Genomic DNA, 17,970 nt, shown 5'->3' on the forward strand with positions numbered 1-17,970 from the left:
GGTTATCGAAACGGATTGGGTATTACTTCCCCCATTGGAAGATAGCAGATCCCCAAGTCAGTCCCGCACCAAAGCCAGCCGTCGCAATTAGATCGCCCGATTGAATTTTGCCCTGCCGCACAGCGTCATCCAACGCTATGGGAATCGAAGCGGCTGAGGTGTTGCCATAGTGGGCAAGATTACTGATAACTTTCTGTGTTGGAATATTGAGGCGTTGGGCAACCGCGTCAAGAATGCGCTGATTCGCTTGGTGCAACAACAGCCAGTCTACCTGTTCAGCGCTTAAGTTGGCTCGGAATAGGGCTTTTTCAATCACTTCCGGCACCTTTTGTACCGCAAAGCGATAAACTTCCTTGCCGTTCATTGTGATTGGCCCGAAATTGCCTTGTGCAACAGCAATATCCTTGACAAGTTCCTTGGGTTGTGCATTGTAAGGGAGTTGCAGGCAATGATTTTGGGTACCATCGCTGCGGATTTCAAAGCCCAAAAAGCGATCGCTCTCATTGGCTTGCATCACAATTGCCCCAGCGCCATCACCAAACAAGATGCAGGTACCCCGATCTGACCAATTCACCCAGCGTGAGAGAATATCGGCACCGATGAGCAGGACATTTTTGTAGACACCCGTGCGGATAAACTGAGCCGCTGTCACCATCCCAAAGACAAACCCAGAGCAAGCGGCTGTCATATCAAAGGCAACAGCTTTTGAGGCTCCCAGGAGGCTCTGAATTTGGCAGGCTGTGCCAAATAGGTCATCCGGCGTTGAAGTAGCCAGAATAATTAAATCCAGGTCTGTGGCGGCAATTTGAGCCATTGTTAGCGCACTTTGAGCCGCTTGAGCCGCGATCGCACTCAGACTGATTCGATCATCCGCAATACGCCGTTCCCGAATTCCCGTCCGGCTGGTAATCCACTCATCCGATGTTTCCACCATTCGTTCGAGTTGTGGGTTATCGAGAATCACGTCTGGTGTTGCAGAACCGCTCCCGGTAATGGCAATACCTGCCCCTAGTTGATTCAACACGCTTCTGCCTCAGTAGCTGGGATGTTTACAAAATTAGGGCCGCCTCGGTCAGGGGTAACGATTAACCAACCTGAATCGAGCCATCCTGAAACAGGAGCGTGAGTTAACATGCTACCTGCCAACGGTTGACTGCTCACTACTCACTCCTCTTTGGTACTCGCTGCTGATTGCTGCTCACCTTGAAAATCCTTGGACTGAATCCGCTCCAGGACTTGATTATCAATCGCTTCTTTGGCTAAGCGAATCGCGTTAAAAATGGACGGAGCTTGAGAGCTACCGTGACTAATAATACAAACGCCTGCGACCCCCAAGAGTAGCCCTCCACCATGTTCGGCATGGTCAATCCGCTGCTTAATCCTCTTCAGGTTGGGTTTGAGGAGCGCTGTCCCCAGTTGCCCCTGTATTCCTTGAGGCAGTTCCTCTCGGAGGATTTGCAGCACGATCTCACCGACCGCTTCGGCAAATTTGAGTAACACATTACCCACAAAGCCATCGCAGACAATGACATCAAAACGGCCTGAGAGAACATCTCGCCCTTCAGCATTGCCAATAAAGGTGATTCTGGGATTTTCTTGCAGCAATTGATGGGTGCGGATGGCTAAATCATTCCCCTTCGTGGATTCTTCCCCAATGTTCAGTAGTCCGACTTTGGGTTGCTCCATCCCCAGCACGTACTGACTGTATACCGAACCCATCACGGCAAACTGCTCTAGATATTTGGGACGGCTATCGACATTCGCCCCTACATCTAGTACAATCACGGGCTTACCCGCCACCAAGGTGGGAAATACCGCGCCAATCGCAGGACGGTCAATACCTCGCAAACGTCCCAAGCGCAGCAATCCCGCTGCCATCGCGGCACCCGAATGACCTGCGGAAACCACTGCATCGGCACGTTTTTGCTTAACCAAATCCATTGCCACGTTAATCGAGGCCTTAGGTTTCCGCTTCAAGCTCACCAAAGGCTCTTCATGCATGGCAACGACATCCTCCGCCGGAACAATTTCCATCTGTGAGGAACTGGTATGTTGTTTCAGAGAGGATTCAATCGCTTGAGGGTCACCTACTAGCAAAACTTCTACACCCAGCTCTGCTTGTGCCCTAATAGCGCCAGCAACGATTTCGTCAGGGGCATGATCCCCTCCCATAGCGTCAATTGCGATCCGTGCCGTCGTCGATGCCATTACTCAAAGTGATAGAAACCTTAAAAATTTTACCAGAAGCCCCCCACTCCACATTAAACCTGATGTAATCTGCCTGACACTCCATCAAAGAGCATGAAGAAGACTTTTCAGGATTGTCATCGACTCTTTAAAATGAAGCACCAGGTAAGAGGGATAGGAATGGTACAACGATTGGGTGCTGGCATATTAGCCTCTGGAATAGCGGCTCTAGCCTTAAAGCTTGTGGGTGGTCAACCGACGACAGTGCTTACCGCTCAAGCGCTGGCGTGGCAGAATATGCCTTTGTTTGACAGCATGGCACTGCCCGATCCAGCGACTGAAACGATTATGCGCCAATACTTGCAAGGCTTGAGCGCTCAAGGGGCTGTGGCACGTCATCAAGGGATCTGGATTCAATCGGACATAGCCGTACTGGCTAAACACAAGGATCAAGTGCCCCTGCCAGCGGCTTCATTAACGAAAATTGCGACAACATTGGCGGCTTTAAACAAGTGGGGACCGGATCATCAGTTTGAAACAATGGTGAGTACCACAGGCCCGATTAAGAAGGGTGTATTACAGGGAGACTTGGTGATCACGGGCGGCGGTGACCCCTTTTTTGTTTGGGAGGAAGCGATCGCCCTAGGGAATAGTCTCAATCAGTTGGGGATTCGTCAGGTCAAGGGAAATTTAGTGATCGAGGGCGATTTCTACATGAACTACCAGGAAAACCCAGCACTGGCAGGTCAAGAACTGCGACAAGGACTACACTCCAAACTTTGGACAGCGAGAGGGTTTGTCTACCGACATGCCATCATGCCCAAAGGAACGCCAAAACCGCAAGTGGCGATCGCTGGAGGCATCAAAGTGTCAACCTTGCCCATTCCCAAAAAAATCGTATTAATCCGCCACCGCTCACTTTCCCTGACTCACATCCTCAGGGAGATGAACATCCACAGCAACAACAACATGTCAGAGATGTTGGCCAAATCGATGGGGGGTACTGAAGAGAGAAACAAATTGGCGGCAAAATCAGCCAATCTCTCCCAGAACGAACTACAACTGGTTAACGGTTCTGGGTTGGGTGTGGAGAATATGATTTCGCCCCATGCTGCCTGTGCCATGCTGATGGCAGTTCACCACTTTCTACAGCCCTACAAACTCAGCGTGATGGACGTATTTCCAGTTTCTGGGCGCGACAAGAATGGAACCATGTATGGACGGCACATCCCCCTGGGAACAGCGATTAAAACCGGAACGCTAAATACGGTGAGTGCGCTAGCGGGTGTGATCCCGACACGCGATCGCGGCTTAGTTTGGTTTGCCATCATTAACCGGGGTGGCGATGTGAATGGCTTTCGCAAGCAGCAAGATGTTTTTCTCCAGCGCTTGGTACAACAGTGGGGCATCCAATCGGTCAACGCCACTACTTATCCCATCGAAAATCTTCTCGGCGAATCCAAGCGCAACGAAAAAATTTTCGGTGTTCGGGCACAGCTCAAAAAAGGCTAACGTTGAGCGTTTTGGGAGTACTCAGGGTGTAGGGGAAGCTGCTGGATTCACTAAACGACCTAAAAACAGGATGCTCCCAGACTCTCTATCCCGAATCAGGAAGATAAACGGGCGATTGGCACTAAAGTTTCCGCCGCCGCACCGTGCTTCCCCGATAGCCGCCGTAGCCCCAGCCGCCTCGGTGCCCAACTCATCCACATTGACAAAGGTCTGATGAATCGCTTCTTTGAGGAACAAATCCTTCCTCCCGTTCATGCCAGAGAAGTCGGCAGCATCATCAAATGCGCTCACCATCCCCATCTTTGAGAGTACTCGCTTCAGCTCAAATTTTGCATCCACCTTGAACTTGGGCAACTGGATAAACTCAGGACACTGGTCGTCGTCGATAGATGATAGCCAATTGTGGATGTTCTCCGGCGTTAGCTGCTGCTCTAGTTGAGCCAACCCATCAACTTTCTTGGGCAAGAGAATCACCATAGATGTCTTCTTACCGACATAGGGCAGCTCCAGCACTTGCAGGCCGTCAAACTCTGCGTAGCCTACACTAGCCTCTTGGGACATCATGGGAACATCAACCTGCTGACCTGGTGCAACGGTAAACGGCTTGTTCTTCGTGTCTGCCGGATCGAACGGCTTAAGCCAACTTCCCTTGAAGTAGATGGCGTTTGTGAGAACGATCCGCGTCAGCGAGTTGAGGATGTCAGGAGGAATCAGGTCTTGAATCTTTTCCTGAGTCTGTTGTGCTACCCATTTGTTGATGGTGCGGCGAGCTTGCTCCGTCTCCGTCTTGAAGTCCACTTCTTCTAGTTCAGCTCCGTAGTAGTTTCGGGTGAGCTGATTAAAAGGCTTGAGAAACTCGTATCCCTTTTGCCCCCAAAGCCGATTTGCAATTTTGAGTTGAACCCCTTCCCCTTGCTGCTTCTGAGCATCTAGCTGAGTCCTGAGTGCGGCAAAGGCTGGGTGGAGGTCTTCTTGCCCTAGCGTGAAGTGGAGAACTTTCGACATCTCGGTTGCCGTTTCACCCCTAGCTCCGGCATAGGTCATAGCCAGTGCCGTCGAGAGGCTGTAGGGTGAGACGAAAAGGTTTCCTTGTTGGTTACGCAACTGGTGATAGAGGTCGAGAGCAAAAGCATTGTTGCCTTTTACCACAGCCTTTATCTCTGCGGTTGGTTTTGAGGTTCGTTGAGCTGTAATTACAGGAGATTCTTTTGGTGACGAAATCTTAAGTTGAGGATGAATAGTGAGTTCACGAGCCAACGTAGAACCACTCAACGTGGTCATCAAACCCATCAGAGTGACCGATAGACTCGCGACCCATCTTTTCATCAGCTCTCTTCTTTTATTACTAAGGAATAATTTCCGTAACCACTCGGGTACCAGCGCCACCTGTAACAACAATGCTTTGGTCTTGAAGCCTTCCTAGGGCTGTAGGACCCGTCGTATTAAACGGTGGATTAACTTGTTGATAAATCACATTACCCGACGCTTGAACATTCTGAGTCGGCATATCCCACTTCATCTGATTGGCGAAAACTGTAGCTTGATTTTTGCTACCAATAGCTTGAACGCCGCCTGTTAAATTCGCTACTTTTTGTTTTAAATCTACCTGTCCTTGGTTAGCGGTGAGAATAATATTTTCTTTCTGTTGGACAATCCTTACTGGCTGATCGGAAACGACTGTTTCAGCGTTGACGTTCCAGATGGCGGAATTACTAGACATCAATAGTGGCGGGTCGAGTGATGTTAGCTGAATATTTTTATTGAGTGTGACAATCTTGGTTTTCAGATCGACCTGAGATTTATCAGCCTCCACTCTGTCAGTCACAATTTTGGCTTTGTAGCGCTCAATCCAAATGCGCTTTTCGCCATTGGTTTTTTGTTCTTTGATTTGCCAGACTAAATGTTCTGTTTTCATCTGCAAATCTGGGTCTTTCGAGATAGCGGCGACCTGTCCGAGGAGTTCTGCCTGCTCCTTTCGAGTGAAGTATCGCCCTTCTTTTGCTGTCGCTTGAAGTTGGGGATGATTGCCCTTCAAGTTATTGCGAACGATTAATAAATCTTCTTTGGGATACCACTCCAAATCATCGCCTTTAAACACAGCACCATTCCGGGTATCGGTAGCCGTAATCTGTCCTTTTAGCAGGACAATCTTACCATCTTGGCGAATTTCACCACTCGCTGCCGATACCCGCAAAACGACTTTTCCATCTTGGTATAAGTCACCCGTGGGCTGATCAATTCGAGCAATTTTTTTATCTTTGCTGTAAGTGGCTTGTTTGGCCTTAACTTTCCAGAGAGGGCGACCCTTTTCATCGGCCTGGTCGAGGGTAATATTTTTAAAGACTAGGCTCCCTTCAATATCTGTTGCGGCACTATCTTGCTTTATTTTCTTTTCTGTACGGCTGGCGCTCTTACAGGCAGATAATAAAGTGAACGTCAAAAAACACAGGGTAAAAGCAATAGAACGTTTTAAGTTCACAAACATGGGGTTGGGCGGCTTTTAATCCAGGTGCTTAGTCATTAGTCATTGGTTCTTGGTTATTGATTTTTCGAGTTGTTAGTTGACTTGTGATCAATCACTAATCACGATGACCGATAAACAATGAATAATGACGAATGACTAATAACCTATGGCTGGTGGATTAGTCTTCCTGCTCATCCATACCGATGCCCGATAAAGGACGGTAGACGTAGGTTGAGGTGGCGCGAGGTGTCTTTTGGATACTTTCTTTGATGTTATCCAGATCGATGTAGCGATCGGCTACGTTAATCAGGCTATCACTCGTCATGGAGCGTAGACTAACCACCTCAACGCGAACTCCCCGATAGCTAACCGCATCTACGGCATAAGCTAAGTCTCCATCGCCACTGACGAGAACGGCTGTATCGTAAGAACCGACCAGCGCCATCATATCTACAGCAATTTCTACATCTAAATTTGCTTTTTTAGAACCATCGGGTAGCTGTACTAAATCTTTGGCAATCACCCGATAGCCGTTACGTCGCATCCACAGCAAAAAGCCTTGCTGTTTTTCGTTGGTGCGATCAACTCCTGTATAAAAAAAGGAGCGCAACAAGCGAGAACCGGCTGTTAATCGAACGAGAAGTTTGGTGTAATCAATTTCAATTCCCAGTTGGAGAGCGGCATAAAATAGATTTGAGCCGTCGATGAAAATTGCAACGCGGCCGCGATTTTCTAAAACTTGTTCAGGCGTAAAAACTGGATCATTACTAAAGTTATTCAACATATTTGTTATACCTCGATTTGTTATGTAAAAAAAAGATTGATGCCTCCTTTCCTCACACCCAGAAGATGTGTCAACCGCTGATAAGCTAATGCCCAAGACGACGAAACAAAATTACGCTTGTTCCAGTCGTGCAAAAACGGGCTTCGCCTCCCCTAAGCTCTGATGAGCTGGTAAGGTTCCCCAAGCGGAGTGAGTAGCATAGGTTGCAGAATCTTTAATGAGAGTTTTTTCGTTAAAGTCGATTGAAAAGCCAAGCTGCCGATAAATTTCGGTACTGATGCTAGGAATAATCGGAGATAAGAGGTAAGCTGCCAGTCTAACTGATTCCAACACGGTATACAACACTTGTCCCACTGCTGGCAAGTTCCCCTGCTTATATAAGCTCCAAGGCGCTTGATCATCAATGAATTTGTTACCGGCTCGAATCAGAGTAAAGATCTCCCGACAGGCTTCCCCAAACGCTAAGGCTTCATAGGAGCAAGCAACACGTTCGCTCAATTCCCAGCCAATGGCTTTCAGGGGGTTATCAACTAGAATTTCTTCTTCTTCTTCTTTAACTTCTGGTACACGAGCATGGCAATACTTCTGTACCATTTTTAACGTTCGGTTGAGTAAGTTACCCAAATCGTTCGCGAGATCAGCATTGACGATATCGATAAAACGGGTTTCATTGAAATCCCCATCCTTCCCAAATTCAATCTCTTTGAGAAAGTAGTAGCGAATCGCATCTGCACCGTACCGATTGACTAACTCAACCGGATTCAGGGTATTGCCAAGGCTTTTCCCCATCTTCTGACCATCCTTTGTAAGAAAGCCATGTCCAAACACATGCTCCGATACTGGTATATCTGCTGACATTAACATTGCTGGCCAGTAAACCGCATGAAAGCGCAGAATGTCTTTACCAATGAGATGCAAATTGATGGGCCACCACTTGCTTAAAGCATTCTCTAACGTGGGTTCACTATCCGGATCAAGCAGGGCTGTTACGTAACCGAGTAAAGCGTCAAACCATACATAAATGGTATGGTTCGGGTCTACCGGCACTGGGAAGCCCCAGTCCACATTCACCCGCGAAATCGAGAAATCCTGAAGTCCCTGCCTAACAAAACTTAAAACTTCATTCCGGCGACTTTCCGGTTGAATAAAATTAGGTCGCTCTTGATAAAGAGCTTCAAGCTGGCTTTGATACTTCGACAAAGCGAAAAAGTAGTTTTGTTCATCTCGCCACTCGGCTTCTTTATTCGGGTGAAGAGGGCATCGATGTTCTTGTAACAAATCCCGCTCTTCTTTGAATTCCTCGCAAGAGACGCAGTACCAGCCTTTTTGTTGACCTAGATAGATGTCGCCTTTGTCCCACACCCTAGAGAAAAATTCTTTAACGATTGAGCCATGGCGGGATGAGGTGGTGCGACTAAAGCGATCGTACTGGATATTGAGCTTTTGCCAAAGCGCATCAAACCCAGCCGCGATCTGATCACAGTGGACTTGAGGCTCGACTCCATTACTTTGAGCCGTGCGCTGAATTTTTTGCCCATGCTCATCCGTGCCCGTAATGAATAACACGGATTTGCCTCGCAGCCTTTCAAACCGAGCCACCGCATCCGCCGCCATTGTTGTATAGGCGCTACCGATATGGGGTAAGTCGTTTACGTAGTAGAGAGGCGTCGTAATCGTAAATGTGTTTCTATTTGTATCGATATGACTCATCTGAGTGTTAGAAACGCCTTCACCTAAATTACTGGTAGTTTCTAGTGTATTGCTACGGATATTGATGGAGTGGCTACCTGAGCTCGTCAGCTTGATGTAGTACTTCTCTAATAAAAGTATTACCTTATACAGATAATCAGAAGCTTTTACCTAAATATTTAGATTTTCTTAATAAAACGATAAGATCTAAAAAAATAATTAATTATTAGTAGCATAGTTATCCTTTTCTAGATGTCATTAATCAGGTCTACTTCTGGCTGAGTTGCTGCCAGAAACGACTGAAAATGCCCTAAATTCTACCTTAAGGCATTTGTCAAAACTTTACATTGCTTTGTAGCGTAAAGAAATATTAAGTAATGGTACAAGTGATGGCTTCAACCCATGTCTTCAGATAGTCCACTTCAAATTTCTCGATCGCTCCTAGCGGCAATGGGAACGCGGATGTTCGTCTACCACGAAGATCGCATCCCTGAGCATTCTGCCGTTGTGGTGGTAAGCAACCATCGTGGCTTTATGGACGCCCCCCTGTTGATGGCAGCCTTAGGGCATCCTATCCGCATTGCTTGTCATCATTACATGGGGCAAGTGCCCATGTTGCGAGAATTTATCACGCAAATGGGTTGTTTTCCGCTTCAAGAACCAGAATATAGGCAGCAGGCTTTTTTTGAACAGGCCAGTGGGCTACTCAAACAACATCAGTGGGTAGGAGTATTCCCCGAAGGCGCTCAAACCATGGTGCATTTGACTCAGCCCGATAGCATCAGCAGGTTTCACCGAGGCTTTGCCCACTTGGCTTTACGGACTCCCGTCAGGGATTTAGCCGTATTGCCTGTAGCGATCGCCTCTTTGGAAGAAACAACATCCTCTGCCGTGCCACTGCGCTGGTTACGTCTGTTTGATCCATCAGAACCCCTATTTGCACAACCGGGTTTGCATCCGATGGTGATTCATCGTCGTGTGGCGGTATTAGTGGGGCATCCCTATTGGATTACGGCAAAACACCGGGAGCAATATCAAGGCAAACAGGCTAAAACAGCGGTTAGCGAACTGGTGACTACCTGCCAGGATGAAATTTCTAAATTACTCTATCAAACATTTCAACGCGAACGAAGATGTTCCTGAATTGAGAAAAGTCGCGTTGTGATTTTTTTTGCTTCAATAGTCATCGGGATATCAATAGGAATTTAGCCATGCCACCAGTGAAGAGCCGTCCTTGTTTTTTGACACCAGGACGTGTTAATTCCAACTACCCCTTATTTGTGTTTCTACCCGGTATGGATGGGACCGGTCAACTCTTGCGCTCCCAGACAAAAGGGTTAGAAACCGCTTTTGATGTCAGAGCGCTGGCAATTCCTCCTGATGACTTGAACAACTGGGACGATCTTGCCGAGGTGGTGGTGAACCTCGTGGAAGAGGAACTCAAAAAGGGAGCCTCCCGTTCAGTTTATCTGTGTGGTGAGTCATTCGGAGGCTGTTTAGCCATTAAGGTTGCCTTAAGTGCGCCCCATCTTTTTAAGCGAATTATTTTAATTAATCCAGCCACATCTTTCCATCAACGCCCTTGGTTAAGCTGGGGAGCTCAATTGAATCGCTTGGTACCCGAATTTTTGTATGGAGTCTCGTCACTCGTCCTCTTACCCTTGTTATCCAATTTAGCCAGAACCACGCCGCGCGATCGCCGTGCACTGCTGGATGCCATGCAATCGGTACCCGCCAAGATTGCGAATTGGCGCATCTCCATGGTGACCGAGTTTGATGTAAAAGAAACACAACTAAAACGCCTAACCCAACCCGTCCTCGTGATTGGAGGTGCCGCTGATCAGTTGTTACCCTCCGCACAGGAAGCTGAACGCCTAGTTAACAGCCTACCCAATGCTCAGAAGCTAATATTACCCAATTCGGGGCACGCCTGTCTGCTGGAGACAGACGTTTGCCTTTTTGATCTGATGAAAGAGCAAAACTTCTTAGAAGCCTCGGTTCCTAACCAAGAAGCTAAATCCGTTTTAATTCCAATTCCGGTGGCTGATTAGCTCACACACCGCTCAGAATCATCTCAAAAACGATCAACGAAACCGAGCTGGATTTAAGCGCGGATTCGACCGCACAGGGATGCTTCTTCTCAGCCTAGAGCCAGTCCCACCATCCGCTCGGTCTAAGAAGGGTCGGAGATTGATATTAGCCGAAGATTGGCGTGGATTGTTGTCAACGCCTAGAGCCGATAGACCTTGGTTTAACACCTGATTGAGCAGTTGTGAACCGCTGTTCCCCTCGACAAACGTGTTTACGGCATCTGTTCGCTCACCCGTATCCGCAACGGTTAAGTTTTGGAAGACACGATTGCGTGTTAATTCTGGGTCTTGTCCCGGAGGCACCGTGAGTACAATTCGACAAGATGAATTCTTTTGGGTGGTCACACAGACGGTATTGTAATTATTCTCTACGGCATTCCGCATTTCCACTAAACCATCGGGTCGGTACAATTCCAAACGTCTGCTGATCTCATTACAACGGCGTTCTGGCGTCCAGCCACCCCCTAAAGTACCGGGAGTTGCCCAGGGATAAGCTTGATTCGGTTGGCTTTCGGGATGATACATGACCGTATACTGACCATCCACCTGCTTACAGGTAAAGCGAGGCTCTTGAGATGATTTAATCTCTGAATCGGGTGAAGACTCTTGGGATTGTGATTCTTCCTCAACATCCTCAGCCAAAATGGTATGCTGGGACAATTGAGATGGAGCAGTTGTGGCTGTCCGGTTCTGGGTTAAGGCCAAGGCATTATCACTCGCGAGTAGAATAGCGACACTCGCTGACCAACCAACACTCTTAAACAGCAACGGCTTCAAACTGGAATTTCGAGTAAACTGTTGTGGCGTCATTGCTTCAAACCTCTAAAATTCGGTCAAACATGCGGCTGCCCCTGATTTGCTCAAAAAGACTCGTTTGAAGTGCGATCAACGAGGGCTGTGTGCATAGCCCTACATCGCATCCCAGAGCCAGAAGCGCAAATGCGCTGGTATATTATATTCGCATCATACCCTCTGTCACTTCAGAAAGCCTACTACCCTTGCCAAAATCAATGCTCAAGAGTATGCTTTTGCCGTCCTGGTTGTTTGAGCAAAAGCTTTCTCAGCTTATCAGCCAAAACCTGTCTGATTAGATGAGTTAATTTCACAAATCTTTACCATTGGACTCAGGTATTTTATACTACCAAAGGACGGTAGAAAGGAGAAAAGATCACGATGTCGGAGGCCCAGAAGCCACTGACAGTTCCAAAGGAATTCCTGGGTCCTCCCGGTGAATTTAATCCAACGTTAATCATGTTCTTTACAGCGATTGCGTTGGTTGCCTTTTCCACATGTGGTTACTGGCTCTGGAATTGGCCTGATCCATGCTGCTTTGCCCTAAATGTCTTGGCTTTGCACATGGTGGGAACAGTAATTCACGATGCTTCTCATAATGCAGCTCATCGCAATCGAACGATGAACGCCATTATGGGACATGGAAGCGCCTTAATGTTAGGGTTTGCTTTCCCTGTATTTACGCGGGTTCACATTCAACATCATGCGAATGTGAATGACCCCCAAAATGATCCCGATCATTTTGTTTCCACGGGCGGACCACTCTGGTTAATCGCCGCTCGTTTTTTTTATCACGAAATCTTTTTCTTTAAGCGTCGGTTGTGGCGTAAGTATGAATTGTTGGAGTGGTTTTTAAGTCGTTTATTTGTGGCGACTATCATCTGTATTGCTTGCCAATATGGCTTTTTAGGTTATATTCTCAACTTTTGGTTTTCACCCGCTTTAGTGGTGGGTTTAGCCTTGGGATTATTTTTTGATTATTTGCCCCATCGACCCTTTCAGGAGCGCGATCGCTGGAAAAATGCTAGAGTTTACCCCAGCCCAATTTTGAATTTACTCATTGGTGGACAGAATTACCATTTAATTCATCATCTGTGGCCTTCTATTCCTTGGTACAAGTATCAAGGGGCTTACTATGCCGTTAAGCCTCTGCTCGATCAAAAAGGTTGTTATCAATCTCTGGGATTGTTAGAAGGCAAAAAAAGTTTTTGGAACTTTGTCTACGACATCTTCTTAGGAATTCGGTTGCACAAAAAATATCCAGAGAAAAAATTGGAAGAAGTGAAGTCGTAATATTTTTGATGAGTTAGGAGTTAGTTGTTAGTAAATGTTATAAATTCAAATTCCTTCTCAGGCCAATTCTCGATGAAGTTGCACTTTATGAACCCCCGGTTGTCGCCGTCCCCCTTAATAAGGGGGACTACAGGGGGTAATCAATTAAGTGCATTGTGGAGAGAGAAATGGTAGAAGACATAACAACTAACAAAAAATAACAAATCATCTCTCCGGAGGCATTAGCGACGAGATTGAACCGCAGAAGGCACCGTTCGACTGATTTGAGCTAAACTCCAGTCCGGTCGTAAATTTTTAGCTCCACGTAGATAGGGATGGTAAATCTCGACTTGAGAGACAGGGGTATTGACGTGGATTAAAAACCGAATACAACGCTTCAGACTCCCTTCCACATGCATTTGCTGAACATCGAGTAAAGCTACATTCTGCCAGTGAGGACGCTCTCGTGCGATCGCGGCGGGAAAGATAGCATCTAAATCTTGTGTGGTTGTAAAGATCGCACTGATCATTTCATCCGGATCAAGCCGATTTCCCGTTTCCAGTTCGTCTAATAGTTCTGTCACAGCTTCTCTGATTGCCTCGACTGTGTTTTCCGAAGCCGTCGTTGCCCCACGAATCGCCCGAACTCGCCACTCCACTTATTACATCCTCCAATTTTCCATGTTGAATTTTAGATTTCAGAGTGCTCTCAAATCTAAAATCCTGCTTAAGGTCGATATAACCACAACGGTTGACCGCTGGTCGATAGTTCAAACTCTAACCAATCTATCCCAGATGATAACCCTGATCCCATCTGAGTACGGCTACCGCCTAACAGACGGTTCAAGAACGGTTTCGGCTCCTCAAAGGTGTAACACTTGGTTTTCTCCGGGTCAAGACCTGCCAGCTCAGCGGCCCAGCGACGGGCATCTTCTTCTGTTCCTAGGCGGTCAACAACGCCAAGTTCTACCGCTTGCTGACCTGTAAAAATGCGACCATCCGCAAAGCTTTTCACGGTTTCTACAGCGAGATTTCGTCCTTCCGCAACAGTTTGGACGAACTGCTGATAACTGGTATCAATCAATTCCTGAAGAATATGCTTTTCGGGTTCGGTCAGTTCCCGATCAAAGGCCAAAATATCTTTGTAAGGCCCGGACTTAATCACTTTGAAGGAAACTCCGACTTTTTCTAACAGCCGTTCCAAGTTGTTTCCGCGCAAAATTACCCCAATACTTCCAGTAATTGTACCGGGGTTCGCCACGATGTGTTCGGCTCCCATGCCGATATACACTCCCCCAGACGCTGAGATATTGCCGAAGCTAGCGACAATTTTCACCTTTTCTCGCAGCCGCTTGAGGGCGTAGTAAATTTCTTGGGAATCGCCCACAGTCCCGCCAGGACTGTCAATTCGCAACAGAAGGGCCGGAAATTTCCTTTCTTCCACTGTTTTCAGGGCTTCCAGTACCCGTTTGCGTGTGGCACTTGCGATCGCACCAGTGACTTCAATTCGAGCGATTTGTTTACGAGAGTTGGGCTTAAAAGGCCAGGGCATGAGTATTTAAGTCGTTTTGATTAAAAATTAAACAGGTCAGCCTAATCATCCACAGACGGGATATCTTCTAGTTTGCACGATCTACGCTGGCTTTAGGGTTTTGTCAAGCTCAATACAGGAGCCAGGGGCAGAACTGGCGATAATTAGTTTGTATCATCTTCTTAACACAATAAAATAATTCAGTAGAATTATGTAAAGAAATATAAAAATATAGTTGAGCCTCTCATTGTTGTTTAGCGCAGCCTTCAGACTACCTTATGCAGATAAAAACAACGAATATCCAATCTCCTTCTGCCGTCTTGTTGCTAATCGCTCCCTTTTTCTTGTGGGGAACGGCAATGGTGGCGATGAAAGGCATCATCCCCAACACAACCCCTCTGTTTATGGCAGGGGTGCGTTTAGTCCCAGCCGGAGTTTTAGTATTGGTGGCGGCAACGATGATGGGGCGTCCCCAGCCGAAAAGTTGGGCTGCATGGCTGTGGATCAGCTTGTTTGCCTTGGTGGATGGGGCGCTATTTCAGGGATTTCTCGCCGAAGGATTGGTGAGAACGGGAGCCGGCTTAGGTTCTGTGATGATTGACTCTCAACCCCTAGCTGTGGCGCTGTTGTCAGGGTTGCTGTTTGGTGAAGTGATTGGATTATGGGGATGGTTAGGGCTGGGAATTGGAGTGTTGGGAATTAGTCTGATTGGTTTGCCGGATGAGTGGATTTTCAGCCTCTTCCAAGGTGATTCCCTGACTTTAGACATGAGCTTACAGCAGCTATTTCAGAGTGGAGAGTGGCTGATGCTGTTGGCATCGCTGTCGATGGCGGTGGGGACAGTGATGATTCGATATGTGACGCGATATGCTGACCCCGTGATGGCGACCGGCTGGCACATGATTATTGGTGGGTTACCCTTATTTGGCCTTTCTGGGATTGGAGAATCCCAACAGTGGGTGAATATTGACTTATCAGGTTGGGCTGCATTAGCTTATTCAACCATTTTTGGCAGTGCGATCGCCTACGGTCTATTCTTCTATTTTGCCTCCCGTGGAAATCTCACGAGTTTGAGTTCCCTAACCTTTCTCACACCTGTATTTGCCCTGCTGTTTGGTAATTTGTTTTTGTCAGAAGTCCTGAGTCCCCTGCAATGGGTGGGTGTCAGCCTGACGTTGGTTAGCATCTATCTGATCAATCAGCGTGAGGTAATAACCCAGAAGTTACAGTCTCTGATTCGGCAACCGGCTGGTGATGAGAATGCGGCAATAGAGGTCGAAACCATTACCACAAGCGATCGCCTGCTAGAAGACTCGCGCTCAGTTACTGTGGCAGCAATGCCTGTCAAAATTACAGAATCAAAAACTGAAGTTCTAACAAATCAGTAGCCTTAAATCGAATGGCACTGACTTAACAACTCTCATACCTCACCCACTAACCCTTACCGACCGGAGCTTTAGTGAGGAGGTCTGGGGAAAGCGTTGTGCGCTACGCGCCCTGCTTCGCTAACGTCCCCCACCTGCGACCAAAATAACAAACGCGCTGCTCAATACCGGGATAGAGTTGAATTGTTTGTTGTACTTCCTCGGCAAAGTCAATCCACGTCTGAGCGTCTTCGGCTTCATCGCAAATTACTGACAAGCCGTGTTGAGCAATCAATACAAAGAATTCCAAGTGTCTGCCAAATTCAGGCTCTTGTCGCGATCGCGCCAATAAGGAACACGTCTCAGGCATTGCTTGATAATGCATATCAAGACCCATACGCTTACCTCCACGCAGCGATGCCTACCTTGTAGCAAAATTTTAGGGTTGCATAAGTTAAGTAGATAAAATCAGATGACCAAGGCGTTTGGCAATTCACTCAGGCTGCTATTTGTTTCCAACCCCATTGGCCCTTTGGGTTCGGGATTAGGAGGAGGCGTCGAACTCACCCTACGTAACATTGCCACGGAACAAATACGGCGGGGTCATACCTTAACCATTGTCGCTTCCCAAGGATCTACAGCTTGGGGAATGCCCTTGGTTGAAATTGCTGGAAACCCACAAATCAGCGCTCAAACTCAAGGACGAGACGCACCCATCATCATCCCTGCGTCTTCGGTGTTGGCGAATATGTGGGATTATGCACGACAGGTACAAACCGACTATGACTTAATCCTCAACTTTGCCTATGATTGGTTACCGTTCTACCTGACGCCTTTTTTTACGATTCCCGTTGCCCACTTAGTCAGCATGGGTTCGTTGACGGAGGCAATGGATGGGATAATTGAACAGGTAGTTACCCAATTTCCCGGTACCATTGGCGTTCACTCGCAGGCACAGGCAGTAACCTTTAGCTTTGCCAACCGTTGTCGGTGTGTGAAAAATGGGATTGATCTGTCGTTTTATGACTTCTGTGCTGAACCCGCGCCTTGGGTAGGGTGGGTGGGTCGTATTGCGCCGGAAAAGGGGTTAGAAGATGGGGTTGCGGCCTCCCAGTTAACCGGAATTCCCCTAAAAATCATGGGTTTCCTGCAAGACGAACCCTACTGGCAACAGATTTTACAAGATTATCCCAACGCTCCCATACAATACGAGGGATTTCTCTCCACCGATGAATTGCAAAAGCGCTTACGCCAGTGTCGAGCACTGTTGATGACGCCGCGTTGGGTGGAAGCGTTTGGCAATGTAGCCATTGAAGCCCTGGCTTGTGGTGTGCCAGTGATTGCCTACCGTCGTGGTGGGCCGGCTGAAATTGTGGAGGATGGGAAAACTGGGTTCTTAGTAGAGCCTGATTCGGTGGAAGGCTTGGTCGATGCATTGGGAAAATTAGATTCAATTGACCGCCATGCCTGCCGCCAACGGGTCGAAGTCGAATATTCTCATCAAGCGATGGGCGATCGCATGGAGCAGTGGTTTTGGGATATTTGCAGTCAAGGGAATAGGCGTTAGGGCAATTGCCCATTAGGCATCTCAACGGGTGCAATAAATTTAGGCGGGGGCTATCATCCCGCTGAACAGAGAGATTATGTAGCCAAAGGCAGACCCGAGATGAGAGTGAGGACAGACCGGAGATGAGAGTGAGGACAGAAGGCAGAAGGGAAAAGGATGAAAGTCTTACGGTTGGGGTCGGTAACAATTGTCTTTTGAATTTGGTACAGGCGATTTTTAGCTGTATTCGTGATAGTCCAAGAGAGCAAATGCAGATTATTTAAAGTAACCTGATGAGTAGTATCCCGCTTTTGTTCATCAACCCAAGTATGATTCGCATCCCTTACTAAAAACTGCCCGTCTACTGTCGCCGGTTGGTTTACTTCACGCTAGAATACTTCTCCGAGGATGCCGTCAAAACCTGTGAACCAAACTTTGGAAGTGGGATTAGGGGCAGTGCCAAGGAAGGTGTGCGTTGAAGGTGACCAAGTTAAACAATCCCCTAGATGACCAAAGGCTTCAGCACCTTTGAGGGCGACTGGGAACAAAATTTGATGGGTCAGGGTGAATGTAATCACCACAATAGTAATGGCAGCAATTGCCAACTAATTAAATTTCTTCACAGCTTTCGGGATACAGATAGCAGACTAGTACAAGAAGGCAGAAGGAAGAAGGCAGGAGGCAGAAGGAAAGAAAGTTTATAGAGTAAGCTTTTTAAGCTTTTTCAACTGGATAGTTA

The 17,970-nt window shown here is 47.4% G+C and carries 17 protein-coding genes and 1 pseudogene; 6 read left to right on the top strand and 12 right to left on the bottom strand.

Annotated elements, in window-relative coordinates; genetic code table 11:
- Positions 1 to 22 precede the first annotated feature (22 nt).
- The 3 genes from NDI48_00355 to plsX are packed head-to-tail and all read right to left on the bottom strand — an operon-like array spanning position 23 to position 2,208.
- A complete protein-coding gene (locus NDI48_00355) occupies positions 23 to 1,024 on the bottom strand; it encodes a ketoacyl-ACP synthase III (protein MEP0829656.1) in 1,002 nt (333 codons plus the stop codon).
- Complete coding sequence (locus NDI48_00360) at positions 1,018 to 1,161, bottom strand: hypothetical protein (protein MEP0829657.1); 144 nt, start codon at positions 1,159 to 1,161, stop codon at positions 1,018 to 1,020. Before NDI48_00360 ends, NDI48_00355 begins: the two co-directional genes overlap by 7 nt.
- A gap of 3 nt (positions 1,162 to 1,164) precedes the next feature.
- Positions 1,165 to 2,208 (bottom strand): phosphate acyltransferase PlsX, encoded by a 1,044-nt coding sequence (gene plsX / locus NDI48_00365; GenBank protein MEP0829658.1) that lies wholly within the window; start codon positions 2,206 to 2,208, stop codon positions 1,165 to 1,167.
- A gap of 159 nt (positions 2,209 to 2,367) precedes the next feature.
- Here plsX and NDI48_00370 point away from each other — a divergent pair, with 159 nt between their 5' ends.
- On the top strand, positions 2,368 to 3,699 hold the full coding sequence (locus tag NDI48_00370) for a D-alanyl-D-alanine carboxypeptidase (GenBank protein MEP0829659.1): 1,332 nt from the start codon (positions 2,368 to 2,370) through the stop codon (positions 3,697 to 3,699).
- Between the two features lie 21 nt (positions 3,700 to 3,720).
- Here NDI48_00370 and NDI48_00375 read toward each other — a convergent pair whose 3' ends face one another.
- The 4 genes from NDI48_00375 to metG form a co-directional block, all read right to left on the bottom strand.
- Positions 3,721 to 5,025: a serpin family protein gene (locus NDI48_00375; GenBank protein ID MEP0829660.1), complete on the bottom strand. Its 1,305-nt coding sequence runs from the start codon at positions 5,023 to 5,025 to the stop codon at positions 3,721 to 3,723.
- Positions 5,026 to 5,044: 19 nt separating this feature from the next.
- The gene (gene lptC, locus NDI48_00380) at positions 5,045 to 6,184 is read right to left on the bottom strand and encodes an LPS export ABC transporter periplasmic protein LptC (GenBank protein MEP0829661.1); all 1,140 of its coding nucleotides are present in this window, start codon (positions 6,182 to 6,184) and stop codon (positions 5,045 to 5,047) included.
- Positions 6,185 to 6,341: 157 nt separating this feature from the next.
- A complete protein-coding gene (locus tag NDI48_00385; GenBank protein ID MEP0829662.1) occupies positions 6,342 to 6,947 on the bottom strand; it encodes an NYN domain-containing protein in 606 nt (201 codons plus the stop codon).
- A 111-nt stretch (positions 6,948 to 7,058) separates the two neighbouring features.
- Positions 7,059 to 8,657, bottom strand: a complete 1,599-nt coding sequence (gene metG, locus NDI48_00390) for a methionine--tRNA ligase (protein ID MEP0829663.1) — start codon at positions 8,655 to 8,657, stop codon at positions 7,059 to 7,061.
- A gap of 381 nt (positions 8,658 to 9,038) precedes the next feature.
- Here metG and NDI48_00395 point away from each other — a divergent pair, with 381 nt between their 5' ends.
- Positions 9,039 to 9,779 (top strand): 1-acyl-sn-glycerol-3-phosphate acyltransferase, encoded by a 741-nt coding sequence (locus NDI48_00395; protein MEP0829664.1) that lies wholly within the window; start codon positions 9,039 to 9,041, stop codon positions 9,777 to 9,779.
- Between the two features lie 68 nt (positions 9,780 to 9,847).
- Entirely contained in the window at positions 9,848 to 10,687 is an 840-nt protein-coding gene (locus NDI48_00400) for an alpha/beta hydrolase (GenBank protein MEP0829665.1), read from the top strand.
- Positions 10,688 to 10,720: 33 nt separating this feature from the next.
- Here the strand turns inward: NDI48_00400 and NDI48_00405 are convergent, their stop codons facing one another.
- Positions 10,721 to 11,536: a COP23 domain-containing protein gene (locus NDI48_00405; protein ID MEP0829666.1), complete on the bottom strand. Its 816-nt coding sequence runs from the start codon at positions 11,534 to 11,536 to the stop codon at positions 10,721 to 10,723.
- 363 nt (positions 11,537 to 11,899) lie between these two features.
- Here NDI48_00405 and NDI48_00410 point away from each other — a divergent pair, with 363 nt between their 5' ends.
- Positions 11,900 to 12,811, top strand: coding sequence for a fatty acid desaturase (locus tag NDI48_00410; GenBank protein ID MEP0829667.1), 912 nt, complete (start codon positions 11,900 to 11,902; stop codon positions 12,809 to 12,811).
- Positions 12,812 to 13,032: 221 nt separating this feature from the next.
- On the opposite strand, the gene aroH is transcribed toward NDI48_00410, so the two are convergent.
- Both aroH and sppA read right to left on the bottom strand, forming a co-directional pair.
- Positions 13,033 to 13,449: a chorismate mutase gene (aroH, locus tag NDI48_00415; GenBank protein MEP0829668.1), complete on the bottom strand. Its 417-nt coding sequence runs from the start codon at positions 13,447 to 13,449 to the stop codon at positions 13,033 to 13,035.
- 68 nt (positions 13,450 to 13,517) lie between these two features.
- The gene (sppA, locus tag NDI48_00420; protein ID MEP0829669.1) at positions 13,518 to 14,342 is read right to left on the bottom strand and encodes a signal peptide peptidase SppA; all 825 of its coding nucleotides are present in this window, start codon (positions 14,340 to 14,342) and stop codon (positions 13,518 to 13,520) included.
- Positions 14,343 to 14,599: 257 nt separating this feature from the next.
- On the opposite strand from sppA, the gene NDI48_00425 reads away from it, so the two are divergent.
- The gene (locus tag NDI48_00425) at positions 14,600 to 15,709 is read left to right on the top strand and encodes an EamA family transporter (GenBank protein MEP0829670.1); all 1,110 of its coding nucleotides are present in this window, start codon (positions 14,600 to 14,602) and stop codon (positions 15,707 to 15,709) included.
- Between the two features lie 100 nt (positions 15,710 to 15,809).
- Here the strand turns inward: NDI48_00425 and NDI48_00430 are convergent, their stop codons facing one another.
- A complete protein-coding gene (locus NDI48_00430) occupies positions 15,810 to 16,070 on the bottom strand; it encodes a hypothetical protein (GenBank protein MEP0829671.1) in 261 nt (86 codons plus the stop codon).
- Positions 16,071 to 16,157: 87 nt separating this feature from the next.
- Between NDI48_00430 and NDI48_00435 the strand changes: the two genes are divergently transcribed.
- A complete protein-coding gene (locus NDI48_00435) occupies positions 16,158 to 17,252 on the top strand; it encodes a glycosyltransferase family 4 protein (GenBank protein ID MEP0829672.1) in 1,095 nt (364 codons plus the stop codon).
- Positions 17,253 to 17,326: 74 nt separating this feature from the next.
- Here NDI48_00435 and NDI48_00440 read toward each other — a convergent pair.
- Positions 17,327 to 17,809 (bottom strand): annotated as a pseudogene (locus NDI48_00440) (hypothetical protein).
- Between the last annotated feature and the right edge of the window lie 161 nt (positions 17,810 to 17,970).

The organism is Microcoleus sp. AS-A8, from assembly GCA_039962225.1.
GTDB lineage: Bacteria > Cyanobacteriota > Cyanobacteriia > Cyanobacteriales > Coleofasciculaceae > Allocoleopsis.